The sequence below is a fragment of the Haloarcula sp. JP-Z28 genome (assembly GCF_011440255.1).
GTDB classification, from domain to species: domain Archaea; phylum Halobacteriota; class Halobacteria; order Halobacteriales; family Haloarculaceae; genus Haloarcula; species Haloarcula marismortui.
Genome location: NZ_JAAOHT010000009.1, coordinates 1 through 24376, shown reverse-complemented (window position 1 = coordinate 24376; position 24376 = coordinate 1). Strand labels below are relative to the sequence as shown.

Genomic DNA, 24376 nt, shown 5'->3' with positions numbered 1-24376 from the left:
GATGGCGAGTATAAGTGTTTTGCCCGGCTCTCAGTCCTAAAAGCTACGCTTGAAAACAAATCTCTTCTGACATAAACCCCTATAGGTGGAGGCTACTGCCAGTGATTATCCGCGGAGGTATCCGCTGAGTGTCGTTAAAGAGCCACTACTGACGCCGAACGCGTCGATATCGTTTGTTGCCGGACTGTTATCGAATTTGAGCGAACGGTACTGGTCAGCGCCCATCGGGAAGCCAACGCTTCCCAAGACAGAGAGGCCGACCTTCGCGAGCGGCATCGGAAGGGGAACGATGCTTACCGACGACCCCTCTGCATCGTACACCTGATTGGTCACGTCTCTGAGTGTCAGTACTTCCGGCCCACCGATCTCGTAGGTCTCGCCGACGTGTTCCTCGGATTCGATGCTGTCGACGAGCATCGGCACGAGGTCACCGACCCAGATGGGCTGGAACTTTGTCTGACTACCGCCGCCGGGAAGCGGATACAGCGGGACGCCCGGCGCGAACATCCCTTTGAGGCGCTTCGTGAAGGAGACGAACTCCCCGCCCTTGCCGAAGACGACTGACGGTCGGAAGATGGTCCAGTCCAGCGAGGACCCCGTAACGACTTGCTCGGCCTGTCCTTTCGACCGGATGTAATGCGTGTCGCCATTAGGGTCTGCACCCAGTGCGCTCAGCTGGACGAATCGGTTGACGCCGTGCTCTTCTGCGGCCTGTACGCTGTTTTCGGTCCCGCCGAGATGGATACGTTCGTGCATCTTATCGCCGCCATCCGGCTTGAACAGGGGCGACAGTGCGACCAGATAATACACCGCGTCCTGACCCTCGAACGCGCTCTCGATGCTACCGTAGTCTGTGACATCCCCGGCGACGGTTTCGACACCGTCTGGGAGTGTCGCGTCCTCCGGAGACCGGGACAGCGCAGTGACAGCGTGTCCCTGTTCGTCAAGCGCACGGCACAGGTGCTGTCCAATAAATCCGGTCCCGCCAACGACAAGTACATCCATGGATTCCGATACGGTCGGTAGAACCGTAAAGGTGGGCGTATTTCTTTGCCCGATCGGCCCGCAGTCCGGTCACTTGTGTCAGTCTACGGATGCACCGACCAGGTCGGGGCGCTTACGTCCCCCCACACAGATTGTGAGGTATGCTCGTCACGCTCGAAGGACTGGACGGGAGCGGCAAGACGACCGTGTGGGAACGGCTCCGGAGCGACGACGCTGTCCCCAGCGAAACTGTGTTCACGCGCGAACCGACGGATACCTGGTACGGAGACGCCGTCCAGCGCTCCATCGACAACGACGACGCGGACTCGCTGGCCGAACTGTTCCTCTATACGGCAGACCACGCCGCACATCTCTCGGAGACGGTCCGACCGGCACTCAACGAGGGTCGGCTCGTCGTCTCCGACCGCTACAGTGACTCGCGGTACGCCTATCAGGGTGCGACACTCGCAGGTAGTGGGACGTTCGACGACCCGCTATCGTACGTCCGAGAAGTCCACGCCCCCTGGACCCGCCCGCCGGACCGGACCGTGTATCTCGACCTCGATCCCGAAACCGCTGCACGGCGAAGCGGCGCGACGAACAAGTTTGAGACCGCCGAGTATCTCACAACGGTTCGTGACAACTACGAGCGACTTATCGAAGCCGACCCGGAGCGGTTCGTTCGCGTCGACGCAACCGCCGACCCAGACACGGTGTACGAACGGGTCCGGGCAGCGATTCTCGATTAATCCATCGACGCCGGCAGTTCGACCTCGTCGGGGGCTGGCATCCAGAAGTAATCGAACGTAATCCCGGTAGCGAGTGGAATAACGACAGTCACGAGGAGGACAGCCGTCTGGCTCCCGAGATTTGCACCGAGTTTGAACACTCCGCTCAATACGATGAGAATGACGACCATGACTACCGGACAGAGGAGCAGCGAGTAAACGAGGCTCCCCCACCGCGTGTTCAAGCGGACGCGGAAAAAGCGCGTCATGAGCGCCGTCACAGCACTGTTGACCAGCACGATGACGAGCAGGCCGATAATACCGGCGACACTGACCATGTTCCCCGTAGGGTGGCAAGTCCCTTTGCCGTGTCGGAACAACGCGGGGCGCTCACTCCAAACAGATGTACGTGCGCGTGTCGGCGACGCCGTCGAGGTCTCGGACGTGACCCGAGACCGACTGCATGATATCATACACTTCCGTACCCGTCGCTTCGCCGATGATATCGTACTGCCCGGCGACGATATGTGCCTCGGTGATGCCCTCGGCGTCACGAACTGCCGCAAGGAGTTCTTCGGATTTGCCAGCAGCGGTCTTGATCATAATAAACGCGCTAACCATATTGTGGTGTGTCGTGTCATAGCACGAAAAAGCTTCCGTCAGTCGACAACAATAGCCTTGTCGTTTGATATCGTGGTCAAGGCGTCCGGTGGTTCCACCGGGTGGGTACTTTTATTCACCCCCGCCCCATAGGAGGGTGTATGCGATTCGTTATCGTGGGTGCAGGTCGTGTCGGATTGCGGACGGCTCGCGTCCTGCAAGAGAGTGGCCACGAAGTTGTCCTCATCGAGCGCGATGAGAACGCCGTCGAACGCGCGCGAACGGCTGGTTTCGAGGTAATTGCGGGCGACGGCGCTATCGAGGAGACGCTCGGCAACGCCGACCTCGAAGCTGCCGACGCGCTCGGCGCGCTCACCGGCGACCTGAACGACAACTTCGTTGCCTGTATGATCGCCAAGGAACACGGCTGTCGAACCGTTATGCGTATCGACGAGGACTACCGCGAGGAGATCTACCGACGCTACGCCTCCGACGTTGACGAGGTCATCTACCCCGAACGGCTGGGTGCTATCGCCGCAAAGAACGCCCTGCTTGGCGGCAACATCCGCGCGGTCGCCGACATCGCACAGAACCTCCAGCTCGTGGAGTTTACCATTCAGAGACAATCGCCGATGGAAGGGTACTCGCTGTCGGAGCTGGAGCTGCCATCGGATTCCCGGCTAATGGCGCACGGGAAAGGCGAGGACCCGCTCGCTATTCCCGACCCGGACGAAACGCTGGAGGCCGGCGACCGGGTCGTGATACTGGCCGACTTCGGGACGCTCTCTGACGTTCGTAGTATCGTTGTCGGTGAATCAGAACGCGCGACTGCGCTTGGAGGTGCCTGAACATGGTCATTGCCTACGTGATGGTCAAAGCCCACACTGGTGACGCGGACCGTCTGAAGGATGACATCGAAGCCGTCGATGGCGTTGTCGAGGCCCACATCGTCGCTGGTGACGTCGACTTTATCGCAAAAGTGAACGTTGAGACGCCCGCCGAAGTCAAGGATGTCGCAGCGACACACATCCAGGAAATCCAGGGTGTCGAAACGACACAGACCTATATCGCGATGGACTGAGGCTGGCTGTTACCCTGTCTCCGTGCTCGACACGTACAACTACAGCGGTGTCCCGCCGCGAGACCCCTCGCTCCCGCCGGTACTCGCCGAATTGAGCAGGTCAGCCACGACGCCGACATAGTCGTAACCGGGAATGACGCCCTCGACGTACGTCCCCTCGACGTACTCGACGAAGGTTTTAGCGACGTCCGCGGCCTGCCGTTCGCCACCCATTGTGTACTGGAACGTGACCACGACCTGCTCGCCGGCCTCAACGACGCTGTAATCGTCCAGTTCGACAGCGGTTCGGGTCGCTTTCGGCGCGTCCTCAAGCCGTCGCTCCAGCGTCTCAAGCCAGCCATCGACGACGGCGTCACCAACCTCGTCGCTTGTCGCGGCCTGTAGCGACGGCGCTCTGACCGTCACCTCGTAGTTTGTCCGCCACTCTTCGCCCTCAGACGCGGTCACGCGGCCGTCGAAGTTCGTCGTCTCGACCGCGTAGCTATCTCCAGCCGAGACGAGTGCATCGTGTCGGTCGAACGCTTCGGCAACGTCATCTGGCACATCAGTCATTACGCCGGTATAGGCCACAGAGGTGCAAAAACGCGTCGTGTCCGGACACTCTCCGTTCAGATCGTCTGTCACTGCCGCACCCGAAGCCCTAACCCACACAGGCTGTGCCACATCTGGGCCAAGTCGGACTGTCGAGTGTGTCACAGACGAGCGGTCAGGGTTGTCTCTTGTGGACTACTGTGGCAAATATCGCTCCTCATGTCCACTCGTCGCAGAATGCGAGGGATGGGATTCGAACCCACGGACCCCTACGGGAGCGGGTCTTAAGCCCACCGCCTTTGGCCAAGCTCGGCTACCCTCGCGCAGATTGAACTCTGCGGGGGCTAGTGAATGGTCCTTTCGGTCTCGGGCTGCGAGATGCCTTATCGTGTCCCACCGCCGTCACGTCGGCGGCACTGGATACGGACCGTGACACATCGACGTGGCTGTCACTCTCTCCGATGCCGATACCTACTCGTCGACAGGGAGCCTGTCTGTTGGGAGGAACTTCGTCCGGTCTGCGTGGTTGAACGTTGCGACCGGGGTCCCGTCCAGTTTTCTGAGCATCGTCTGGAACGTCGCGCCGTCGTTCGCAGCGGTAACCGCGTTCCCGGCATCTTGGAGCTTGTACGCGCCAGCGATGAACAACGAGGCGGCGTCTGGGTCGAAGTACTCGACGGCCAGAAATACCTGTTCTCCGACCGTCCGCCGATACACGTCATACGCTTCGAGGGGGTTCGATTCGACTAGCCGCGTCACGTCTTCGGCCTTGTTGCCCGGAATGACGAACACGAGTTCGAGCCCGTCACCGTCGTCGACTGTCTGCAGGCCCGCATCCCCGGCCGGGACGACGACGGCCTCGCGGCCGTTAGACCGCCGCTGGTCTGCCAGTGCCTGTGTCTCTTCTAGCGTCTGTTTCCACGATGCCTTGCGCTCGTCCGAACCGGCGGCAAGCCGTTCGAGGTCGTCCGTCCCCTCGCCACCTGTCTTAACCATATCCAGTCGTTACGCCCGTGGGAGGTAAATGGTGGTGTCACCGGACGCCGAAGACGACTTCCATGCTCAGAGAGAGCCCGAGGACGAACAGGCTCGCAACAAAGAGTTTCACTGGCGGCGAGAATCGGTCTTCGGGTGGGGCGAGCGTATCGAGGGGTGGCACGGCACGAGCCAGCACCGACTCGAACGGCGTCCGCTCCCGCGCTGACACGCCAAACGACACGTCTGATTCACCGGACTCGTCGGAATCGAGAGATGGCGCACGCCACAGTGTGACCGAGGCGTAGCCAAACAGCGCGAAGCCGATAAAAAACAGTGCGAATTTCACTGTCACCCAGCCACCGCCACGGAGCGGCGAGAGCACGCCACCGATAAGCGTCGCTGTGAGCGTTACGCCGAGGGCGTACCACAGCAGATCGAGTATCTTTCCCGCCAGGTTATCCATCGTGCGTGTCGTAGCCACGTTGGCGGAGTTCGTCGCCAGGGGAGACGTGCTCCTGTGCGTGTCGGTGACAGAAGCTCATCCGTCCATCGTCGACATCGTAGTACTGCGGCGTTTCGGTGTCACACTGACTGCCGAACACTTCTCTGAGATAGGCACGAGCGGCGTCGGGGTCGCCATCACTGAGATACGTCGCCGCCTGCTCGACGTGCTCCTGTACGTCCGGCGGAAGGGTCACGTCGCTGAACTCCTCTTCGACGATTTCCTCGCTGTCGGCCAGCGCGGTGTCGAACCCGAGTCGTTCCTTGAGCCGCTCACCGATCGACTGTTCCGCGCGCGACCGCTCGCGAATGACATCACGGAACTCTCGAATCCGGTCCCACACCGCATCGCTAGCGTCTATGTCCTCTGGCCGAATCCGAACGGGACACCGCGTTGCGAAGGGACACCCCTGCGGCGGATCCCGTGGACTCGGTGGTGAGCCCGGTAGGGTGATCCGATCCACCTGAACCGTCGGATCCGGTTCTGGAATCGCCGACAGCAATGCGCGCGTGTAGGGGTTTTCTGGGCTCTGGAACAACTGCTCCGTCGGCCCGACTTCCATGAGGTTCCCGAGATACATCACCCCGACGCGGTCACAGATGTGCCGGACCACGCTCAGGTCGTGCGCGATGAAGAGGTACGTGAGACCGAACTCCTCTTGGAGCTCCTCCAGCAGATTGAGTATCTGGGCCTGAACGGACACGTCGAGTGCCGAAACGGGTTCGTCGAGGACGACGAACTCCGGTTCGAGTGCGAGTGCGCGAGCAATGCCGATGCGCTGTCGCTGCCCGCCGGAGAACTGGTGGGGATATCGGTAGTAGTGCTCCGGCATGAGCCCGACCTGGTCGAGCAGTGTCCGCACTTTCTCCCGACGCTCGCGGGCCGTGCCCTGTTCGTGAACGTCCAGCGGTTCGCGGATAATCTCGCCGACAGTCATCCGGTCGTTGAGGCTCGACTCGGGGTCCTGAAACACCATCTGGGCGTTGCGGCGCCACTGCTTGAGGTCGCCGCCGCTGAGCTCGGTTATATCGGTTCCATCGAAGGAGACCGTCCCAGACGTAGCCGTCTCCAACTGGATGAGCGTCCGACCCAGAGTTGTCTTGCCACAGCCGGATTCACCGACTAGCCCGAACGTCTCGCCGCGTGAGATTTCGAAGTTCACGCCGTCGACGGCTTTCACCGGGTCTCCCCCGAGCAGTCCACCGCCTTCGTAGTACGTCTTCAGGTCCTGTACATCGAGCAACGTCTCGTCGGCTTGGTGCGACACGGTATCGACGACTGATTCACTCATCTGGGTCACCTCCCTCACTGTGTTCGCCGGTGTCCCCGGCACTGTGGCCGTGGCCACCATCAGCCCGGGCATCGCTGTCGTCGGACCCGACCGGACTGGTATCCTCTCCGGCGTTTCGCTTCGCAGCCGGCCAGTCGTCCGCCGACAGCGCTTCGTCTGCCTCGGCACCTGTCTGGTCTGCGTTCGCTTCGTGCTGTGTCACAGTGTCGTCGGTAGGCATATCTTCGGGGTACAGGAGACAGGCGGCGGTGTGGTCTGCTGAGTCGCCGACCTCGACGTGGGCGGGATGGACCCGCTCACACTCGTCGAAGCCCTTCGGGCACCGGCTGACGAATCGGCAGAACGACGCCGATTCGTGCGGCGTCGGCACGTCCCCTTCGATAGTGGGTAGCCGATCCGTACTGGGGTTCCGGCCGGGAATACTCTGCAGAAGTCCCTGCGTGTATGGATGGTGTGGGTTTGCGAACAGTTCCTTGACGGGTGCTTGCTCAACGACTTCGCCGGCGTACATCACGGCGACGCGGTCAGCAACTTCCGCGATGACGCCCATGTCGTGCGTAATGAACATGATGCCGATGTCACGCTCCGTCTGAATCTCCTGCAACAGGTCCAGAATCTGGGCCTGAATAGTGACATCGAGCGCCGTCGTCGGCTCATCACAGATGAGCAGGTCTGGGTCACAGGCCAGTGCCATCGCGATGACGGCTCGCTGGCGCATCCCGCCGGAGAACTCGTGTGGGAACTCATCGACACGCCGCGCCGCGTCGGGGATGCCGACTGCACGCAGCAGTTCGATGGCTTCCGACTTGGCTTCGGCACCTTCCATATCGCGGTGGAGCTCTAGCGCCTCGATGATCTGGTTCCCGACAGTGTACACCGGGTTGAGTGAGCTCAGCGGGTCCTGAAACACCATCGCGATGTCCCCGCCACGAACTGACCGGTACTCCTTCTCTGAAAGCGCCGTCAGCTCTCTCCCGTCTAATCGTATGGACGACTCCTCGCGGATTTCGCCCGGACTTTCGACCAGTCCCATTATCGAGCGCGCGGTGACACTTTTGCCGGAGCCGGATTCGCCGACAATACCGAGTGTCTCGCCGCGAGCGATTTCGAAGGACACCCCGTCGACAGCGCGGATCTCCTCTCGGTCGCTGTGGAACACTGTCCGGAGGTTGTCTACGGCCAGCAGTGGCTCGCCGTCTTCGGTGTGGCTCATCCGCCACCACCCCCGGCGGCCGCGCCAGTTGCACCGCCTTCAGCACCCTCGCTCTGTGGGTCGATAGCGTCACGAATCCCATCACTCAGTGCGTTGAACCCGGTAACGACCAGCGTAATCAGGATACCCGGAATGAGCGAGATGTGCCAGGACTGACTGGCGATGTACGACTGTCCAATGTTGATCGCCCGCCCCCACTCAGGAGTCGGGGCGGTAATCCCGAGCCCGAGGAACGAGAGGGCAGAGACCGAAATAATGACCCCGCCCAGTGTTAGCGAGGCGTAAACCAAGAGATAGCCGAGGATATACGGTGCCATATGTTTCCGCATGATCACAGTGGGTCGCTGGCCGTAACTCTTTGCCGCGTCGACCCACTCCTGTTCCCCGACCTGTAACGCAGGGCCACGCACCGCTCGCCATAGCCCCGGCCAGCGTATTAACGCGAACAGGAGGATGAACAGCATCGCCCCGTTGTACAGCTCTGCTATCCAGTGATTCTTGAACACCACTGTCGCAAGAATCACCAGCAACAATGCTGGCATTGCCTGCACGGAGTCACTGGTCAGTACCACGATGAGGTCAGTCACCCCCTTGTAGTAGGCGGTAACTAATGCCAGCGTCGTCGCAATAAATCCTGCAATCGCCATCGATCCAAGGCCGATGAACAGCGACACCCGTGCACCAAAGGCGAGGAAGGTGAACAGGTCCTTGCCGCTGACGAGCGTTCCGACGGGATGGAACCGCCCGAAGTCGTCGTAACTCCAGATTCCGACGTTGCTGTCACCGCTCCCGCGGGAGGCGGAACCGAGATTCGCCTCACCGATAGTGATCGTTTCGACCGTCTCCGTGTCCGCGTCGTAGTACTGCATATCGTGGGAGTACGGTCCCTCGATATTCTCTTCGGCCGTCGTTGGGCCGACAACGGGCGCGAACGCGGCCATCGTGATGAAGAAGACGACGACCGCAAGTCCGAACAGGCCCCAGTAGTGGCTTCGGAGTCGGTCGATGACGTCGTCAGTCGGCGTCCAGTCAGCGGCGCGATAGTGCCGGCGGAACGTCACATACCCGTACCACAGCCAGCCCAGCAAGACTGCAACGTATACGTACACCAGCAGGAAGCGAATGAGCCATGCGTACTTCGGCTCAAGGCCGAGGAACGTGCCTTGCCAGGCGCTCCCGTCGTAGTATCCTCGGTTGGGTATCAGTTCGCGGCTCAGCAGGTGCGGCAGTTCGCTGAAGAACCCCGACGCACTGGCGAACGCCTCGGCACCGGGCGCGCCCGGAAGTAGCCCGAGTCCGAAGCCAATCGCGCCGAGCAGCCCATCGAGGTACGTCGGTCCCTCAAGCAACAACAGGAGACAGAGCCCGGCCCCCCACAGCAGTGCCGGCCCGGGGTGGGCCTTGAGTCGGTCCCGCAACGGTTGATCGATGTCTTCGGTGAGTTCTGTCTCCATCATGCGTCGTACCCCACGCGTGGGTCGATAATTGTGTACGCGAAGTCCTGTACGATATTCAGCCCGACGATAAGGAGGATAAACAGATACATCAGTGTTCCAACAAGCGGGAGGTCACCCTGCTCTGCCGCCCGGAAGAACAGGAGACCGATACCGTTAATCGAGAAGACAGTTTCGACGAGTACTGACCCGCCAATCAGGATGAACGCTTCCGCAGTGATCACCGGCACGAGCGGAATCAGGGCGTTTCGGAAGATGTGCTTCCACACCAGGACTCGCGGTGAGACGCCTTTGGCCTTGGCCGTTTCGACGTACTTCGAGTTGATCGTTTCGAGCACGGCAGTTCGGCCGATACGCATCTCTGTCCCCATCGACGCGGACCCGAGCACCAGTGCGGGCGGCAGTATCTGCTTTGTCGCTTTCGCGAGGTTGGTCCATGCCTGTCCCGGGTCAGTTATCAATCTCGTGGGATTCTTGAGCACGGCGAGGTTCGGCGAGGTCACGACGTTCGTCTCCACGATGAAACTGGTCCAGCTGAACCCGAACAGCTGTTCCGACTGCGAGAGCACCGTCACCAGAATGACCGCGAGCCAGAAGTTCGGCATCGCTCGCCAGACAATCCCACCGAAGGAGGCGAAGTAATCCGAGAACGTATTCGGATTCAGGCCGGCGTAGAAGCCAAGCGGAATGCCGATTCCAAGGGCGATCAGGACCGCCCAGAATCCGAGCCAGATCGTCCGCGGTGCGTAGCTAATGATGAGGTCGATGGCCGGCGTCCCGGAGTTGACCACCCACGACTGGCCCAGATCGAACAGGAACAGGTCACCCATAAACTCGAAGTACTGTTCCCAGAGCGGTTCGTTCAGTCCCAATCGTTGTTCGATCTGTCGAATCGCACGTGCATCACCTTGCGGACCGAGGATCGCCGCTGCAGGACTGAGCGGCCCCAGCCGGATAATTGCGAACGTTACTGTCGTCCCGAATATAATAACAGGGATTGACAGTACCAAGCGCTTGAGCATATACGTAGCGCGGCTCATGGCTTAGCTTGTCTCCGTTGTACGGGTACTTGTGAGTTCATAATCTCTGAGGGCTGCGAAGTTGTTCCCGTCACCAACCGTGACGGGGACGGTCACGCCAGCAGGGACGCGATTACTCTCTGTCTCCGAGCGACACAGTGTTCATCTTCTGTCGGCTCGGTCCCATCCCGGCAGGCGGAGCAAAGTCGACGTGGTCGTACCAGAACAGCTCAGTCAGCTCGTGATACACCGGCAGCATGGCGACGTCTTCCCAGTTCGCGTTCTCCATCTCGATGTACGCGTCGTTCCGGGCGGTCTGGTCTTCTTCCGTCGGTGCCGGGTTTTCGGCGATCGCCTGATATGCCTCCTCAGCCTGCTGGGCAGCGTCGCCGTTCTCCGGCTGCCAGTTGACGTACGAAATCGGGAAATCGAGGCTCGTGTCAGTCTGTGGCGGGTTCAGCAGCTGGAGGAAGTTGTCCGGGGCGGGCCAGTCGGCGACCCAGCCAAGCGAGTACATCTCTAGCTCGCCGTTGCGGCCACGTTCAAGCAGCGTGTTAAATGGCGCCTGATTGACTTCGAGGTCGATGTAGACACTCTGTAGCTGGTCTCGAAGGATGCTTGCGGTTTCGCTCCAGACACCGGACTCGTAGATTGTCAGCTCCATGGCGAACCGCTCGTTTTCGCCGTAGCCAGCTTCTTCCATCACCGAGCGGGCCTCTCCGAGTTGGCTGTCGTCGTAGCCGTACGGGTACTCGTTTTCGGCGCGGTCGTTGTAGTTCTGGGCGCCGCCGGGGAAGATGGACTTCGGCGTGAAGTTGTAGGCGGGCTCGCCGCGCTGTTTGAACACCTGCTCGACAACGGTGTGCTGATTCATCGCGTACGCGACCGCCTGACGGACCGGCTTGGGTACGCTGGCCATATTGAACCCGAGATAGAACACCCCGATATTCGATACAGCGGAGTAATTGGCCGTGGCGCCGTTGCGCAACTCGCCGTAGGACCCGATCTGACGACCCTGGTCGTCTTCCTCTTCGACGGACACCTTCCCGGGGTCGTACTGCGCCGTGGGGAGCTCGAAGATGTCGGCATTGCGGTTCATCGCGTAGTTGTAATTGGCCGAATCGTTCTCGATGACCGCAAAGTGGACGCCGTCGACGCTCGCGCTCTCGCCGTAATAGTCGTCGTACGCGCTGACCCTGGCCTCAGTGCCGGAGTCCCACGTGTCGAACTCGAAGGGACCGTTCCCGACCGGGTTCGAACTGGAGAACTCGGCCTGTGTCATCTCGCCCTCATACCCTTCGATATCGCCGACCATGCCCTCAGGAACCGGTGAGAAAGAGGAGTACGCGAGCATTTCCAGCGTGGATGCAAACGGTGATTCCAGCTGGATTTCGAGCGTTGTTTCGTCGATAGCTTCGACGCCGAGCGTCCCGGACTGGTACACTTCCTGTTCCTCGCCGTCGACCGTCTCGGTCGTCGTCTCGTGTGTCACGCCCAGCGAGTCCAGAACGAAGTAGGCACGACTGGAGTTGCTAGATGCAGTCAGTCGCTCGAACGCGTAGACAAAGTCGCTGGCGGTTACGGTGTCCCCGTTGTGGAAGGTTGCATCCTTCAACTGGAACGTGTAGGTTGTGAAGTCCTCAGATACCTCATAGTCCGCAGCCATAAGCCCCTCTACAGCGGGCTGACTGTCGGGATAGTTCATCAGTGGGTCGAACATCTGCTGGATGACGATTCCCGACTGGGTGTCGGTCGCCTCGATCGGGTCCATCGTCGTCATCGTCCCCGTGTTGACCCGCCAGAGGTCCCCCTCTTCCTTCAGGTCGGTCCCGACATCGCCCCCACTGTCGTCTGTCGAGTCCATGCCGCCGCCGGTTCCCTCCTCTGCTCCCTCAGTCTCGTCACTATCACTGGAACATCCCGCCAGCGCTGCGGCCGCCGCAGCACTGCCCGTTGCTTTCAGAAACGATCGCCGTTCCATGCTACTTGAACGTGGCATATTGATACCCAAATTGCCCCCTACAAATAGAAGTTATGTCATACAGTAGCTTGAAATATTAAACTGCTCGCATGAAGAAATTCAGTTTATTATTTATAGTAATCTTACATGATATATCCTGTAGTGAATGTTACCTGAATGCAAATATTCCACCCCACACAACGGAATTATCGGCGGTATTGACCGCGCGCACTGGTTTTTACGTGGATTGATAGGTGGGAGTAACAGCGGCCGCTGTCAGAAACTGCGCTACCAGTCGACGGAGAGTGACCCGTCGCCGTTTGGGTCCGGGGCGATTTCTTCGTTCGTTCGCCGGTCGATGACGTGGATGATGCCCCGGTCCTTCTTGGCTGGACAGGCCTCCGCGGCCGCAATATTGTGATCGAGGTCTGACTCGTCGATGAAGTACGCCTCGGGCTTGGCGATGCCAGTGTCCAGGTCAAGCGTCCAATTGCGCGACTTCTCGGCGCATTTGCCCGCGCCGAAGCACTTGTTCGCCTCGAAGATTATTTTGTAGGGCTTCTCCTCGACCGGGGGGCCGTCCTGTTCGCCGAACTCGCTCGGGTCGACGTGGTCGTCCGCGTCTGCCATTACGCCCCGTTCGGGATGGACCGTCTTTCGATTGTCGGTCTCGCCGTTGTTCGCCGCTACGTCTCAGTCGTCGAGACGACCTCGACGGGGTCCCCGACGGCGAGCGCCGCGTCGCGGTCGGCCTCAGGAACGCGGGCGATGAGCATCAGGGTATAGAAATGGTCGAAGGCGTCCCGGTCGGCCCACTCCGGAAACGTCTCCTGTCGGCGTTCGATGAACTGTTCTCGGAACCCCGGGGTTTCCTTCCCGGTGTCGGGGTCTCGCTGCGGGACCACACAGCGACCGCAGGGTGTCACCCCTTCGAAGCGGACACTGCCGGCCCGGAACGCTGGAGCGTCCGCGCCGACGAAGCGGTCTTCCCAGAACGCCGGGACGCCGCCGACCTCGACGTTCGCCCGGAGTCGTCGGCGCAGCCCGTCGACAGTCACGTCGTCGAACCACGATGCCACCGTTTCCAGTGTCGCGGTGCTGATGACCGACGGCCCCATTTCCCGCCGGTCGACGTACCCAAGTGTCTCGTCGCGCTCGACGGTCAGGTCCACATCGAAAAATTTGCTGAGCCAGTCGGCGGCTCGGGTGCGATCACTTGCATCCCGGAGTCTGAACGACGCGCTATCGCCGTCGGTGGTGACCGACAGCGTCCCCGTTTCGGTGTCGTAGCCGGTGTCGATGTCGTGGACGCGGCGGGTTCGCTTCCCGTTGACCACGTCGCCGTCGGCGTCGAACAGGGCGAACTCGCGGTCGTGCGCCAGCGTCCCGCCCGGACGCATCGATACTGAGTCGCAGTCCATGCCGTCCAGTGCCTTGACGGGGTAGACGGTGAGTCGTTCGACGTGTGCCACTATCGGTTGCTCGGTCGGAACAACGAAAACGTTGTCTGGTTACCGGTGAACGTCGACCGATTCCAGCAGCATCTCCTCGGTCGGCGCGTCGTTGCGGTCGGTGTCGACGCTGCCGATAGACTCGACAACGTCCATTCCGTCGATGACCTTCCCGAAGACGGCGTGCTTGCCGTCGAGGTGGGGCTGGGCGTCGAGGGTGATGAAGAACTGCGAGCCGTTGGTGTTCGGGCCGCTGTTGGCCATGCTGAGGACGCCCGGGCCGTCGTGGCTGAGTTCGTCGTGGAACTCGTCGTCGAAGGAGTAGCCGGGGCCGCCGCGACCAGTGCCGGTCGGGTCGCCCATCTGGATCATGAAGTTCTCGATGATCCGGTGGATGTCGATATCAGTGTACAGCGGGTCGATGCGCTTCTCGCTGGATTCAGGGTCTTCCCACGCGCCGGTCCCCGGGCCGATTTCGGTCCCGTCGTAGTCGTCGGCCCCTTCGGCCAGGCCGACGAAGTTCTCGACGGTAGTCGGCACGCGCTCGTCGTACAGTTCGACTTCGATCTCGCCCTCTGTCGTGTGGAGGGTTGCAGTCAGGTCACTCATACTCAATCGGAGGGAAGCCCGGCAGAAAAGCCTGCCCACTGACCGAGGATTCACGTACTGCAACGAGGCCATCGCCGCCATGGTCTGAGTAGCTGTCGCGTGGCGGGACGCGGGAGTCCGACACGTCGCCACGCGAGCGGGAGTGTCGGCTGTTCGTTGCGCCGGGCTACGGCAGGTGTGACAGCAGTAGCTCCGAGACCTGCTCGGGGGCGTCGAACTGGACCCAGTGGCTCGCCGCCGGGAGCCGCTCGACTCGACAGTCCGGGACCCATTCTTCGAGGTCCTGGGTCAGGTCGAGCGAGAGCGCATCGTCCTGAACACCCCAGATAAGGAGCGCTGACGCTGTCACTGGACGGTTGCCGACCCCGCCCGCCGTGAGCGTCAGCTTTGCGTTCCGCCGGCCAAGCGCCCGGTAGTAGTTGACCGCGGCCGTGCGCGCGCCCGGCTGCCCGAGCGCCCGCTTGTACCGCCGCACGTCGGTCTCGGTGAAGGCGTCAGGGCGGGTCGGTCCGTCAGTCAGAATGCGCTCCAGCATGGTGAAATCGTTCCAGCCGAGGCTGGCCTCCGGAAGCGCGGGAAGCTGGAAGAACAGCACGTACCAGGAGCGCAATAACTGGTCGACCGAGTGGCGGAGCGCTCGTTCGTATGCCGAGGGGTGTGGTGCATTCAGAACCGCAAGCTGGTCGACAACATCGGGACGGTCGATAGCGGTCTGCCAGGCGATGACACCGCCCCAGTCGTGCCCAACAATGTGGGCCTGTTCGCGGTCGAACGCCGACACGAGGCCCGCGACATCGGCGACCAGTTCGTCGATGTGATAGGCTCCGACGCCCTCGGGCTTGTCGGAGTGGTTGTAGCCCCGGAGGTCGGGTGCAACCACGCGGTAGCCGGCGTCCGCGAGCGCCGGGAGCTGGTGTTTCCAGGCGTACCAGAACTCCGGAAAGCCGTGCAACAGGACGACGAGGTCGCCGTCCGGCGGCCCGGCGGTCACGGTATGAAGCCTGATACCGTTCGTGTCGACCAGCTCGTGGATTCCGGGGGTTTCTGCTGCGGGTACCGTCCACGCAGTGCTGTCACGAGCGCTGGCGTGTTGTCCCATCAGAATCATTTCGCCCGCTCGGTAAAAGTGGGTTCCGCTCTGTGGGCCGTTACCGGCTTAGAAGGTCCGAAGCTCGTCGAGTGTCGCCGCTGCGCTGCCGTCGGCAATCGCTTCACGGGCCTGTTCGAGGCCGTCCTGAATACTGTCGGCGTCCTCACGGGCGTAAATGCGGAGGGCGGCGTTGAGCGCGACAGCGTCGGCGAAGCCGTCCTCGCGCTCGCCGGCCAGCACAGCCTCGGTTATCGCCGCCGACTCTTCGGCTATGTCGTCGACCTGCAGGTCCTCGCTCTCAATGTCCATCCCGTACTCGCCGGTGCGGATTTCGAAGTCTGCGATGTCCTCGTCGTCGGACTCCTCGCCGGTGACGGGCCATTCGGCCACGATTGTCTCGCCGGGGCGAACGTCGTCGTAGCCTTCCATCCCCTGGAAAAACAGGGCGCGCTCGACGCTGCTGGTCTCGGACTGGGCGAGCGTTCGGACCATCTTCTTCGCGAAGGCCAGGTGGTAGAAGCTGCCGAGATGCACACTGGCGTTGGCGGGGTTCGCAAGCGTCTCGACAGTGTTGACGAACGTCCGGACGCCCATGTTGTCGCGGCGCTCGAACAGGGCGTCGATGCCGGGGTTGAACTCGGGCTGGTAGTAGTAGCCGAAGCCGACCTCGTCGACCATATCGGCACTTTCGCTCGGCTCGATTTCGGTTCGGACGCCCAGTTCGTCTAACACGTGCTTGTAGGCGTCCTGCTTCTGCGTCGGGACGCGGTCGCCGGAGTGGACGACAACGGGCGTCCCGGCGGCGGCGGCGACGACACCTGCGCCGACGCCGAGAATCGCGGACCGGCCTTTGCCGTCGTAGTTGGCCCCGCAGTCGACAGGGTCAGCTTCTGGCGTAGCTGTCTCGACCGATTCCTCGGACATCACGTCGACATACGCACCCAGTTCCTCGGGGGTGTTGCGCTTCCAGCGGTTGGCGAGCCAGAACGCGCCAAGCGTCGTGTGGTCGGGTTCGTCGCCGAGGATGCGCTGGAACGCCTCCCGGGCCTGTGTGCGGGACATATCGTCAGCCGATTTGTGACCGGAGCCGACGACTTCCGTCATGAGTCGTTTGAGCGGCCATTCGCCGTACTCCCGGGTCGCTTGCGCCATGGAAACGTGTTCGGGCCAGAGTTCAAAAGCCCCTGCGTTTTGTTCTCAGTTTATGGGAACTGACCGCCTTCCCGAAAGGGATACACGACTACACTCCTAATCGAATACAATGAGTCTCCAGTCGGGCGAGTGGCGCGAGCAGATCGACGAGGTAGACGCTGCGCTCATCGATGAGTTCCAGAGTGACTTCCCGATTCAGGAACGCCCCTTCGAGGCCGTTGGTGATGCGCTGGGGGTCTCGGCGGGAACAGCACTCGACCGGGTCAAAACGCTCCGTGACGACGGCATTTTCCGTCGGTTCGGTCCGGTTCTTAATCCGCCGGTCATCGGCTCTTCGACGCTGGCTGCTGTCAGTGCCCCCGAGGACCGGTTCGACGAGGTTGCCGAGATAATCAACGGGTACCGGCAGGTGAACCACAACTACGCTCGCGACCACGAGTGGAATATGTGGTTTGTTGTCACTGCAGGCTCCCGACAGCGACGCGACGAGATTCTGGCCGAGATTGAGGAGCGAACCGGCTGTTCGGTACTCGTCTTGCCGATGTTGACTGATTACTACATCGATCTGGAGTTCCCGGTTGTCAACGGTGACCGGTTCGCCCGGGAGAGTCTGGAGACGACCGACGCCACTGCGACTCGAATAAGCGAAGATGCCGCCGCGGACCTCTCGGAACTGGACCGACGGTTGTTGCTCGAAATTCAGACTGGTTTCCCGCTTGTCGCAACGCCATACCGAGACGTGGCGGACGCTGTCGATGCCGACGTGTCCGAAGTACTCTCGGCTATCAAGCGACTCCAGCGAACCGGCTGTATCAAGCGCATCGGCTGTGTCGTGAATCACATCGTCACCGGGTTCGACAACAACTGCATGGTCGTCTGGGACGTGCCGGACGACGCCCTCGACGAGCGTGGGCAGGCAGTCGGCGAACTCCCCTATGTCACGCTCTGCTATCACCGGCCACGCCGCCCGGAGCAGGACTGGCAGTACAACCTGTTTACAATGATCCACGGACGCGAAGCGGACATCGTGGACGAGAAGATAGACGAACTCGCGACTGACCACCTCCCGTACGACCACGGCCGGCTGTACTCGACGGAGACGCTGAAACAGACTGGGGCACGATACGACGACATCGTCGGCCAGTAACCGTTCTCAATTAGGGTGTCCCGGGAACGGTGGCCGGAACCCTTTTGGAATTCTGCTGTAAATATGCTAGCTAATGACAAAGGGTCGGCAAGTGACAATCCTCGTTGTCGACGACGAGCCAGCGGTGGCAGACGTGTACGCGGACCAGTTAGGGGAACGCTACACAGTCGAGACGGCATACAGTGGTGAGGCCGCCCTCTCGAAGCTGGACTCCGCAGTCGATGTTGTCCTGTTAGACCGGCGGATGCCGGACCTCTCCGGCGACGAGGTGCTGTCGGCGATCCGTGAGAAGCGCTACGATACGCGCGTGGCGATGGTGACCGCAGTAGACCCCGATTTTGATATCATCGAGATGCCCTTCGATGATTACGTCCTCAAACCAGTGTCGAAGGCGGACCTCTTCCAGACAATCGAACAGTTGCTTCTGTACGCCGATTACGAGGAACGCCTCCGGGAATGCTACTCGCTCACGGCGAAATACGCTGCACTGGAATCATCGAAACCACAGGCTGTCCTCGATGAGAGCGAGGAGTTCACTGCGCTGCGGGCCGAACTTGAGGAAGTCCGCGCGGAACTTGACGAACTCACGGATTCGTTCGACGCCACGGACTTCGAATTGCTGTTTCGGAATTTCGAGACGGACGAGTCAATACCGGACAACACACAGTTTTGAGCCGGGTCGGAGCGGTTGTTTCGAGACTCACGGCGACCCGCCCACCCTTTCGAAAGCACTAACCGATTCTCTTCCATAGGGAGGGCAATGAGTCAACAACTCCCGGACGTGCAGGCGTCGAGTCCGGACGTAACGGTCGGTCTCAATCGCGTCGGTGTGACGGGCGTCGAGAAACTCGTCAAACTGGGGCGTCGTGACCGCGACCCCATCGTACTCATGGCGGAGTTCGAAGTGTTCGTAGACCTGCCGTCCTGGCGAAAGGGTGCCGATATGTCCCGCAATATGGAGGTTATCGACGAGACGCTGGAAACCGCTGTCTCCGAGGAAGCCTATCGGGTCGAGGATGTCTGTGGCGACGCCGCCGAACTCCTGCTTGAGAAGCACGATTACACGACGAAGGCGGAGGTTCGGATGGAAGCGGAGTACGTCACCCACGAGTCCACGCCGGCGTCCGAAATGGCGACACAGTCGACCGCCGACATCATCGCCTCGGCGACAGCGACTGAAGACGGGACGAGCGAGGAAATCGGTGCTCGCGTCACCGGGATGACCGTCTGCCCGTGCTCACAGGGGATGTCAGCTTCCCGCGCCCGCGAGACGCTCAAGCAGCTAAACGTCGGAGACGATGTCATCGAGGAGTTCCTCGAAACGAACCCGCAGGCCGGCCACTCACAGCGGGGCCACGCCACGCTCACCGTCCAGAGCGACGGCGCGCCCGAGGTCGACCTGAACGAACTCATCGAAGTCGCCCGCGATTCGATGAGCGCCCGCATCTACAACCTCGCGAAACGGCCCGACGAGGACCACATGACCTACGAGGCCCACAAAGACGCCAAGTTCGTCGAGGACTGCGTTCGCGCGCTTGCCGAGGGCGTCGTCAACACGTTCCCGGACCTGCCGGACGACGCCGTCGTGACGATGAAACAGTCTAACGACGAGTCTATCCACCAGCACAACGCCCACGCAGAGCGCGTGGCACAGTTGGACGATCTGCGGCAGGAAGTCAGCGAGGACTGAGCGCAGCGAAGTTCTCGGAACGTTGAGCGGGGAGCACAGCGACCCGCGAAACCGCAGAAATTTTTGAGCGAAGCAGTTCACAACAGTATGGACGCCGTTTGCGACTCGATTTCCTCCCACCCGTTCCGGCGGTCCAACTATGGCGGGCCGACCGGTTTCGCTTCGGCCCAGTGTTCTTCGAACGCCTGGCTGATATCGGCAGTGAAATCGGAGTCTTTCATGTCGATGACGCCGAAGGTTTCCTCGCGGCCCAGCGGGTGTGGGACCTCGATACAGACTTCGACGCCGTCGAGTAGCTCGAACGTGGTCCTGATGTTCGGGCTGGCGCGGGCGCTGTAGTTGTCGTAGTGGAAGAGGCGCTCGTAGTACTCACGGTTGGCCTCCTCAGGAAGGCTTTCGAACAGATCCGGTCGGACGAGCAGGGACACTTCCACACCACGCTCTAACGCCGCTTCGAGTTCGTCGACGATCCGCTCGGTGCCGGAGAGGATATCGACCTGTCGAGCGGGTGCCGAGCCGACCATGATAATCTCGTCGTCGGCGGCGGCTAGCCGCTCAAGCAACAGGTCAAGCGAGTTATCGGGGCCGACGGCGGCCGTCCAGAACGGCTCCTCGACGGGGTCTGCCGACTCCAGCTGTGACGAGAGGTCGTCAACGATTTCCTCGTACTGGCCGACCTTTTCCTGGAGTTCGCGCTTCTTGTCTTCGAGCAGGCGGTCGAGGGCCGTGTCGGGCTCGACGGCGACGTATTTTTTCGGTCTGCTGGCGGTCTGGCTGCGGACGAGATTGTACGTTTCGAGGCTGTTGAGCACGTCGTAGATGCGGCCCATCGGAACGTCACTGGCCCGTGATAGTTCCTTGGCCGTTGTCGGTCCCGTTTCCAGCAGTGACCGGTATGCTCTGGCTTCATATTCGGAAAGTCCGAGATCTCTGAGACTGGACATACCCATACATCAGGGTACGTGTGCAAAAACTTGTCGGGGGTTTACCGTTTGTCCACGTTTGCTGTCGTTGTTCATGTCAGCGGTCGCCAGTTAGTGCGGCTTCGAGTTCGGCCGGCGTCGTCCCCTCGGCGACAATTGCGTCCCCGTCGAGGAGTCGCGCCGTGCCGTCGCCGTCCGGCTCCGGGACGACGGTGGTCTCGTGGTCGGCCAGCCGAAGTGCCGCGCGGTGGAGGTCCGTTCCCGCTTCGGCCCCGACGGTGAGCGTCTGGGGTTGCTGAAGGCGGGCCGCGACGCCGGCGTAGCCGGCCACCTCGACGCCCATCCGTTCTGCTGCGCCGGCGAAGGACTCGACGGCTGAAAGCGCCGCGTTGCGGTATCGGTCCTCGCCGGTGAGTGCCGCGAGGTCGACAAGGGCGTCAGCCAGTTCCACTGTCGCGTCGAGCGGATGGAGCGAGCGGGTACACAGCCCTGCGCCGCTGTCGGGACCGTCCCGGAACGCGCCGTCATCTTGCTGGCGGTTTTCGATGGTCCAGTCGGCGATAGCCTTGGCCGGCCCCGGTTCACCGAGGACCTGCCAGCTCGTCGTCAGGCCCTGGAGGAGCTGGGCCTGGTCAAGCAGCAGACCGGTATCGCTGTCCGCGCCGTCGTAGTGGGCGACCTCGCCGCCGTCGACAAGCGATTCACAGACGGCGTCTCGCGCGCGACTGGCGTACTGCTGGGCGCGCTCGTCATCAGTGTAGGCAGCGACCCACAGCAGGGCATCGATAGCGAGGCCGTTGCGGTCTGCGAACACTGTCTCGTCGACGTTCGGCGACACGGTCCCTTCGCGCTCTGTCGGCTCCAGCCGGTAGTACTCGTCCGAGCCGGCTTGGCTCGCGGCGAACGCGTCGCCGGCCCACAGCGTCGTCGTGAGGTAGTCGACGGTCCGCTGGGCGGCGTCCCGGTACGCCTCAGTCCCAGTGTACCGGTAGCCGTGAGCGAAGGCCCGGACTAGGGCAGCGTTCTCGTCCAGTAGCTTCTCACGCCGGGGGTTCCCCCAGCTGCGCTCTGTCGAGTACCGGAAGAAGCCACCGTCGTAGGTGTCGAGCAGGTGTGTCCGAATCGCTTCGAGTGTCCGGGTGGCCTGGTCTCGCGCTCGGACAAGGGCGAACTCTACGGTCCGCGGCAGCGGGAACTTCACGTCAGTTCCCCAGCCGCCGAACTCGTCGTCGAACGCGCCAAGCAACTGTTCGACCATGTGTTCCTCGATGCGCGGCCGGAGTTCGCCAGCCGGCGGCGATTCGTCCTGTAGCTGCCGGGGAATCGAGCCCGCCGCCGCGCCCTGGGCGTCCCACGACTCCCGGACGGAGTCCAGAATACCGCGGAACCCGTCCGGCCCGAGGAACGTCGCGCCGGTGATGACCTCGCCCTCAGGAGTCAGGAACACCGTCGACGGGAATCCACCCATCGTGTACCGCTCCCGGACGCGTGGGTTCCGGTCGGCGTCAACGCGGACCGGGACGAACCCGTCGTTGATGTTGGCCGCGATGCGGGGCTCGCCATACGTGCCTCGGTCCATCGCCCGGCACTCGGCGCTCCACGGAACCGTCAGCGCCAGCAGTACCGGCTTCCCCGACTCGGCGGCGTCCTCGAACGGGGCTGTGCCCCACTCGCGCCACTCGACCTTCGTGTCGCGTGCGTATTCGTCCATACCGGGTGTGGGCGGTGGGCGTACAAAGGCCCTCTCACTCTCGGCGAAAGACCGATTGGCGGCGCGGTCCAAGCGTGGGCGATGGATACCCAGCAGGCGATTCGCGAAACGCCGGAACCGGTCACACCGGGCGACCGGCCACCCCGTCTCGGCCGCGTCCCGTTCGTCGACAACACCGCCGCGATGTTGCGTGACCCGCTGGGGTTCTATGGCCGCGCCGGGGCCCACGAGGCCGACATGGTGGGGTACAGCGTCGCCGGGACGACGGGCTGTTTCGTCTGCCATCCCGACCTCGTCGAGCAGGTGCTTGTGACCGACGCCGATGTATACGAGAAGGGACAACTGCTTCAGGATACCCTCGGCCAGTTTATCGGCGAGGGGCTGTTCCTGCTGGAAGGCGAGGAGTGGCAACAGCAGCGGACGGCGCTCCAGCCGGCGTTCTACCGGGAACGCATCGCCGCCTACGGCGACACGATGACAGAGTTTGCCGACCGAGCAGCAGCGGGCTGGAGCGACGGCCAGCGCATCGATGTCCTCCCACATATGCAGTCGCTGACGCTGAACATTCTCGGCAAGACACTGCTAGACGTGGATATCGAGACGACTGCTGACGCGCTGGAACCGCTACTCGACGCGCTACGTACGCGACTGGACCCGCGGTCGCTGTCGGCGTACCTCCCGCTGTGGGTCCCGACGGCGACGAACCGCGCCGTCACTAATTCGCTGGCCGAGTTCCAGTCCACGCTCGACGACGTTATCGCCGCCCGTCAGCGTGAAGACGAGCACGCCCGCGAGGCACGCGACGACGTACTCTCCCTGCTGCTTTCGCTCGACGACGAGACGATGGACCGCGAGCGACTGGGTCACCAGCTCCTGACGTTTCTGGTCGCCGGTCACGACACGACGGCGCTGACGCTCACCTACGCCTGGTTCTTGCTGGCAAACAATCCGAAGCGCCAGCAGCGCCTGCACGACGAACTCGACGCGACGCTGGGGGAGCGCCAGCCGACGCCCGAGGACCTGTTCGAACTGCCGTATCTCGATGCCGTGCTGAATGAAGTCCTGCGGCTGTACCCGCCCGCGTTCACGGTGTTTCGCCAGCCGACAGAGCCGGTGACGCTCGGCGGCTACGAGCTCTCGACGGACGCCCAGCTCACTCTCCCGCAGTGGCTCGTCCACCGGGACGACCGGTGGTACGACGCACCCGACGCCTTCCGCCCCGAACGGTGGGACGACGACCTCGAAGCGTCGCTCCCGGACTACGCCTACTATCCCTTCGGCGGCGGTCCGCGCCACTGTATCGGGATGCGCTTTGCCCGGATGGAGGCCAAACTCGCCTTGGCAACCATCGCCCAACAGTACGCCGTCGAAGCAGTCACCGAACCGCCGCTGTCGCTGGCGATGCAGATTACACTGAGTCCCACAGACCCCGTCGAAGTCCGACTGCGGGAACGCTGACCCGCTACGTCGGCGGTCGACAGCTCGGTCCTGCTCTCGAAAGGCGTTTGGGGGCGGGCCTGCAAGCAGTCGTATGCTCCGGGTCATCGGGCTATTGCTGCTCATCCCGCTGTTCGACATCGTGTTACTGGTGACGGTCGCGATACCGTTCCTCGGCTCGCTCGTGACGGTCGCCCTCGTCGTTCTGACGGCGCTGGTTGGCATGCTGCTGGTCCGCGCCGAAGGCCGTGCGACGCTTCGGAAGATACAACAGCGGCTCGCCGTCGGCGAACTCCCGACCGACGAACTCATCGACGGCGGCCTCCTCATCGCCGCTGGCGCGTTCTTCCTCACCCCCGGCCTGGTGACGGACTTCGTTGGCCTCCTGCTCGCGGTGCCGTTCACCCGGTACCCCGTCCGCGCTGCCACGCGCCGCTGGGTCGTCCGGCCCTACATCGATGCCAAGACCAGCGGTTTCGCCAGCGGCCAGGTGTACGTCGGCGGGTTCCCTAACGACGAGAACGGCCCGGCCGGCCCCGGTGCGACCGGTCCAGATGGCGGCCCCAGTTCGGGGTCCGGTTCCGGCTCCGGCACCTCCTTCGACCCCACCGAAGCCACTGACGTCGACTTCGACGATAGCGACGAAAACTGAAGCCCTGACGCGGTTTCACATCCCTAACCGGCCGCGAAACGTTACCCTTTTCAATACCCCTCGGGTACAAAAGAATGCGTTGGGCCAATAGCTCAATCAGGTTGAGCGCTCGGCTGATAACCGGGAGGTTCGCGGTTCAAATCCGCGTTGGCCCATACCGAGTTCTTCCCGTT

Annotated in this window: 26 protein-coding genes and 2 tRNA genes; 9 read left to right on the top strand and 19 right to left on the bottom strand. The window is 62.1% G+C overall.

Annotation, left to right across the window (positions count from 1 at the left end):
• Positions 1 to 105 precede the first annotated feature (105 nt).
• Complete coding sequence (locus tag G9463_RS05950) at positions 106 to 1005, bottom strand: complex I NDUFA9 subunit family protein (RefSeq protein WP_004964141.1); 900 nt, start codon at positions 1003 to 1005, stop codon at positions 106 to 108.
• 140 nt (positions 1006 to 1145) lie between these two features.
• Between G9463_RS05950 and tmk the strand changes: the two genes are divergently transcribed.
• The gene (tmk, locus tag G9463_RS05945) at positions 1146 to 1733 is read left to right on the top strand and encodes a dTMP kinase (RefSeq protein WP_011224718.1); all 588 of its coding nucleotides are present in this window, start codon (positions 1146 to 1148) and stop codon (positions 1731 to 1733) included.
• Here the strand turns inward: tmk and G9463_RS05940 are convergent.
• A complete protein-coding gene (locus tag G9463_RS05940; protein WP_004964136.1) occupies positions 1730 to 2050 on the bottom strand; it encodes a hypothetical protein in 321 nt (106 codons plus the stop codon). The genes tmk and G9463_RS05940 overlap by 4 nt on opposite strands.
• 52 nt (positions 2051 to 2102) lie before the next feature.
• On the bottom strand, positions 2103 to 2333 hold the full coding sequence (locus G9463_RS05935) for an Lrp/AsnC ligand binding domain-containing protein (protein WP_004964133.1): 231 nt from the start codon (positions 2331 to 2333) through the stop codon (positions 2103 to 2105).
• Between the two features lie 140 nt (positions 2334 to 2473).
• Between G9463_RS05935 and G9463_RS05930 the strand changes: the two genes are divergently transcribed.
• Positions 2474 to 3160 carry a TrkA family potassium uptake protein gene (locus tag G9463_RS05930; protein WP_004964130.1) on the top strand — a complete coding sequence of 229 codons (687 nt, stop codon included), beginning with the start codon at positions 2474 to 2476 and terminating at the stop codon, positions 3158 to 3160.
• Positions 3161 to 3162: 2 nt separating this feature from the next.
• Positions 3163 to 3393 carry an Lrp/AsnC family transcriptional regulator gene (locus G9463_RS05925; protein ID WP_004593869.1) on the top strand — a complete coding sequence of 77 codons (231 nt, stop codon included), beginning with the start codon at positions 3163 to 3165 and terminating at the stop codon, positions 3391 to 3393.
• Positions 3394 to 3432: 39 nt separating this feature from the next.
• Here the strand turns inward: G9463_RS05925 and G9463_RS05920 are convergent, their stop codons facing one another.
• From G9463_RS05920 to G9463_RS05855, 14 genes are all read right to left on the bottom strand, one after another.
• Positions 3433 to 3945 carry a DUF5813 family protein gene (locus G9463_RS05920; RefSeq protein WP_011224719.1) on the bottom strand — a complete coding sequence of 171 codons (513 nt, stop codon included), beginning with the start codon at positions 3943 to 3945 and terminating at the stop codon, positions 3433 to 3435.
• A gap of 217 nt (positions 3946 to 4162) precedes the next feature.
• Positions 4163 to 4247: transfer RNA gene (locus G9463_RS05915), tRNA-Leu, on the bottom strand.
• A 148-nt stretch (positions 4248 to 4395) separates the two neighbouring features.
• Entirely contained in the window at positions 4396 to 4920 is a 525-nt protein-coding gene (locus G9463_RS05910) for a hypothetical protein (RefSeq protein WP_121303787.1), read from the bottom strand.
• A 37-nt stretch (positions 4921 to 4957) separates the two neighbouring features.
• Positions 4958 to 5365 carry a hypothetical protein gene (locus G9463_RS05905; RefSeq protein WP_004964121.1) on the bottom strand — a complete coding sequence of 136 codons (408 nt, stop codon included), beginning with the start codon at positions 5363 to 5365 and terminating at the stop codon, positions 4958 to 4960.
• Complete coding sequence (locus G9463_RS05900; protein ID WP_165896227.1) at positions 5358 to 6695, bottom strand: ABC transporter ATP-binding protein; 1338 nt, start codon at positions 6693 to 6695, stop codon at positions 5358 to 5360. Before G9463_RS05900 ends, G9463_RS05905 begins: the two co-directional genes overlap by 8 nt.
• On the bottom strand, positions 6688 to 7908 hold the full coding sequence (locus G9463_RS05895; RefSeq protein WP_165896226.1) for an ABC transporter ATP-binding protein: 1221 nt from the start codon (positions 7906 to 7908) through the stop codon (positions 6688 to 6690). The genes G9463_RS05900 and G9463_RS05895 overlap by 8 nt, the downstream gene beginning before the upstream one ends.
• Positions 7905 to 9362 (bottom strand): ABC transporter permease, encoded by a 1458-nt coding sequence (locus G9463_RS05890; RefSeq protein ID WP_193569548.1) that lies wholly within the window; start codon positions 9360 to 9362, stop codon positions 7905 to 7907. Before G9463_RS05890 ends, G9463_RS05895 begins: the two co-directional genes overlap by 4 nt.
• Positions 9362 to 10402 carry an ABC transporter permease gene (locus G9463_RS05885; RefSeq protein ID WP_007189133.1) on the bottom strand — a complete coding sequence of 347 codons (1041 nt, stop codon included), beginning with the start codon at positions 10400 to 10402 and terminating at the stop codon, positions 9362 to 9364. Before G9463_RS05885 ends, G9463_RS05890 begins: the two co-directional genes overlap by 1 nt.
• 112 nt (positions 10403 to 10514) lie before the next feature.
• On the bottom strand, positions 10515 to 12362 hold the full coding sequence (locus G9463_RS05880) for an ABC transporter substrate-binding protein (RefSeq protein ID WP_127013837.1): 1848 nt from the start codon (positions 12360 to 12362) through the stop codon (positions 10515 to 10517).
• Positions 12363 to 12629: 267 nt separating this feature from the next.
• A complete protein-coding gene (locus G9463_RS05875; RefSeq protein WP_004964105.1) occupies positions 12630 to 12971 on the bottom strand; it encodes a hypothetical protein in 342 nt (113 codons plus the stop codon).
• Positions 12972 to 13027: 56 nt separating this feature from the next.
• Complete coding sequence (locus tag G9463_RS05870) at positions 13028 to 13813, bottom strand: MOSC domain-containing protein (protein ID WP_004964102.1); 786 nt, start codon at positions 13811 to 13813, stop codon at positions 13028 to 13030.
• Between the two features lie 39 nt (positions 13814 to 13852).
• Positions 13853 to 14401 carry a peptidylprolyl isomerase gene (locus G9463_RS05865; RefSeq protein WP_165896224.1) on the bottom strand — a complete coding sequence of 183 codons (549 nt, stop codon included), beginning with the start codon at positions 14399 to 14401 and terminating at the stop codon, positions 13853 to 13855.
• 166 nt (positions 14402 to 14567) lie between these two features.
• Positions 14568 to 15500, bottom strand: coding sequence for an alpha/beta fold hydrolase (locus G9463_RS05860; RefSeq protein WP_165896223.1), 933 nt, complete (start codon positions 15498 to 15500; stop codon positions 14568 to 14570).
• 57 nt (positions 15501 to 15557) lie between these two features.
• Positions 15558 to 16643 carry an anthranilate phosphoribosyltransferase gene (locus tag G9463_RS05855; RefSeq protein WP_004964096.1) on the bottom strand — a complete coding sequence of 362 codons (1086 nt, stop codon included), beginning with the start codon at positions 16641 to 16643 and terminating at the stop codon, positions 15558 to 15560.
• A gap of 109 nt (positions 16644 to 16752) precedes the next feature.
• On the opposite strand from G9463_RS05855, the gene G9463_RS05850 reads away from it, so the two are divergent.
• The 3 genes from G9463_RS05850 (at position 16753) to mptA (ending at position 19480) form a co-directional block, all read left to right on the top strand.
• Complete coding sequence (locus tag G9463_RS05850) at positions 16753 to 17790, top strand: AsnC family transcriptional regulator (protein WP_004964094.1); 1038 nt, start codon at positions 16753 to 16755, stop codon at positions 17788 to 17790.
• Positions 17791 to 17863: 73 nt separating this feature from the next.
• Positions 17864 to 18463, top strand: a complete 600-nt coding sequence (locus tag G9463_RS05845) for a response regulator (RefSeq protein WP_011224731.1) — start codon at positions 17864 to 17866, stop codon at positions 18461 to 18463.
• 87 nt (positions 18464 to 18550) lie between these two features.
• A complete protein-coding gene (gene mptA / locus G9463_RS05840) occupies positions 18551 to 19480 on the top strand; it encodes a GTP cyclohydrolase MptA (protein ID WP_165896222.1) in 930 nt (309 codons plus the stop codon).
• Positions 19481 to 19617: 137 nt separating this feature from the next.
• Here mptA and G9463_RS05835 read toward each other — a convergent pair whose 3' ends face one another.
• The gene (locus tag G9463_RS05835; protein ID WP_004593852.1) at positions 19618 to 20424 is read right to left on the bottom strand and encodes a TrmB family transcriptional regulator; all 807 of its coding nucleotides are present in this window, start codon (positions 20422 to 20424) and stop codon (positions 19618 to 19620) included.
• Positions 20425 to 20500: 76 nt separating this feature from the next.
• Complete coding sequence (locus G9463_RS05830; RefSeq protein ID WP_011224733.1) at positions 20501 to 22114, bottom strand: DUF255 domain-containing protein; 1614 nt, start codon at positions 22112 to 22114, stop codon at positions 20501 to 20503.
• 81 nt (positions 22115 to 22195) lie between these two features.
• On the opposite strand from G9463_RS05830, the gene G9463_RS05825 reads away from it, so the two are divergent.
• The 3 genes from G9463_RS05825 (at position 22196) to G9463_RS05815 (ending at position 24358) form a co-directional block, all read left to right on the top strand.
• Complete coding sequence (locus G9463_RS05825) at positions 22196 to 23572, top strand: cytochrome P450 (protein WP_165896221.1); 1377 nt, start codon at positions 22196 to 22198, stop codon at positions 23570 to 23572.
• A 73-nt stretch (positions 23573 to 23645) separates the two neighbouring features.
• Positions 23646 to 24203 (top strand): FxsA family protein, encoded by a 558-nt coding sequence (locus tag G9463_RS05820; RefSeq protein ID WP_007189126.1) that lies wholly within the window; start codon positions 23646 to 23648, stop codon positions 24201 to 24203.
• 81 nt (positions 24204 to 24284) lie between these two features.
• A tRNA-Ile gene (locus tag G9463_RS05815) sits at positions 24285 to 24358 on the top strand.
• The last annotated feature ends 18 nt before the right edge of the window (positions 24359 to 24376 follow it).

What these genes read in the sequence shown, in the direction of transcription:
- G9463_RS05950 (WP_004964141.1), bottom strand. Translation starts at nt 1,005, where the DNA reads ATGGATGTACTTGTCGTTGGCGGGACCGGATTTATTGGACAGCACCTG.
- tmk (WP_011224718.1), top strand. Translation starts at nt 1,146, where the DNA reads ATGCTCGTCACGCTCGAAGGACTGGACGGGAGCGGCAAGACGACCGTG.
- G9463_RS05940 (WP_004964136.1), bottom strand. Translation starts at nt 2,050, where the DNA reads ATGGTCAGTGTCGCCGGTATTATCGGCCTGCTCGTCATCGTGCTGGTC.
- G9463_RS05935 (WP_004964133.1), bottom strand. Translation starts at nt 2,333, where the DNA reads ATGGTTAGCGCGTTTATTATGATCAAGACCGCTGCTGGCAAATCCGAA.
- G9463_RS05930 (WP_004964130.1), top strand. Translation starts at nt 2,474, where the DNA reads ATGCGATTCGTTATCGTGGGTGCAGGTCGTGTCGGATTGCGGACGGCT.
- G9463_RS05925 (WP_004593869.1), top strand. Translation starts at nt 3,163, where the DNA reads ATGGTCATTGCCTACGTGATGGTCAAAGCCCACACTGGTGACGCGGAC.
- G9463_RS05920 (WP_011224719.1), bottom strand. Translation starts at nt 3,945, where the DNA reads ATGACTGATGTGCCAGATGACGTTGCCGAAGCGTTCGACCGACACGAT.
- G9463_RS05910 (WP_121303787.1), bottom strand. Translation starts at nt 4,920, where the DNA reads ATGGTTAAGACAGGTGGCGAGGGGACGGACGACCTCGAACGGCTTGCC.
- G9463_RS05905 (WP_004964121.1), bottom strand. Translation starts at nt 5,365, where the DNA reads ATGGATAACCTGGCGGGAAAGATACTCGATCTGCTGTGGTACGCCCTC.
- G9463_RS05900 (WP_165896227.1), bottom strand. Translation starts at nt 6,695, where the DNA reads ATGAGTGAATCAGTCGTCGATACCGTGTCGCACCAAGCCGACGAGACG.
- G9463_RS05895 (WP_165896226.1), bottom strand. Translation starts at nt 7,908, where the DNA reads ATGAGCCACACCGAAGACGGCGAGCCACTGCTGGCCGTAGACAACCTC.
- G9463_RS05890 (WP_193569548.1), bottom strand. Translation starts at nt 9,362, where the DNA reads ATGGAGACAGAACTCACCGAAGACATCGATCAACCGTTGCGGGACCGA.
- G9463_RS05885 (WP_007189133.1), bottom strand. Translation starts at nt 10,402, where the DNA reads ATGAGCCGCGCTACGTATATGCTCAAGCGCTTGGTACTGTCAATCCCT.
- G9463_RS05880 (WP_127013837.1), bottom strand. Translation starts at nt 12,362, where the DNA reads ATGGAACGGCGATCGTTTCTGAAAGCAACGGGCAGTGCTGCGGCGGCC.
- G9463_RS05875 (WP_004964105.1), bottom strand. Translation starts at nt 12,971, where the DNA reads ATGGCAGACGCGGACGACCACGTCGACCCGAGCGAGTTCGGCGAACAG.
- G9463_RS05865 (WP_165896224.1), bottom strand. Translation starts at nt 14,401, where the DNA reads ATGAGTGACCTGACTGCAACCCTCCACACGACAGAGGGCGAGATCGAA.
- G9463_RS05860 (WP_165896223.1), bottom strand. Translation starts at nt 15,500, where the DNA reads ATGGGACAACACGCCAGCGCTCGTGACAGCACTGCGTGGACGGTACCC.
- G9463_RS05855 (WP_004964096.1), bottom strand. Translation starts at nt 16,643, where the DNA reads ATGGCGCAAGCGACCCGGGAGTACGGCGAATGGCCGCTCAAACGACTC.
- G9463_RS05850 (WP_004964094.1), top strand. Translation starts at nt 16,753, where the DNA reads ATGAGTCTCCAGTCGGGCGAGTGGCGCGAGCAGATCGACGAGGTAGAC.
- G9463_RS05845 (WP_011224731.1), top strand. Translation starts at nt 17,864, where the DNA reads ATGACAAAGGGTCGGCAAGTGACAATCCTCGTTGTCGACGACGAGCCA.
- mptA (WP_165896222.1), top strand. Translation starts at nt 18,551, where the DNA reads ATGAGTCAACAACTCCCGGACGTGCAGGCGTCGAGTCCGGACGTAACG.
- G9463_RS05835 (WP_004593852.1), bottom strand. Translation starts at nt 20,424, where the DNA reads ATGTCCAGTCTCAGAGATCTCGGACTTTCCGAATATGAAGCCAGAGCA.
- G9463_RS05830 (WP_011224733.1), bottom strand. Translation starts at nt 22,114, where the DNA reads ATGGACGAATACGCACGCGACACGAAGGTCGAGTGGCGCGAGTGGGGC.
- G9463_RS05825 (WP_165896221.1), top strand. Translation starts at nt 22,196, where the DNA reads ATGGATACCCAGCAGGCGATTCGCGAAACGCCGGAACCGGTCACACCG.
- G9463_RS05820 (WP_007189126.1), top strand. Translation starts at nt 23,646, where the DNA reads ATGCTCCGGGTCATCGGGCTATTGCTGCTCATCCCGCTGTTCGACATC.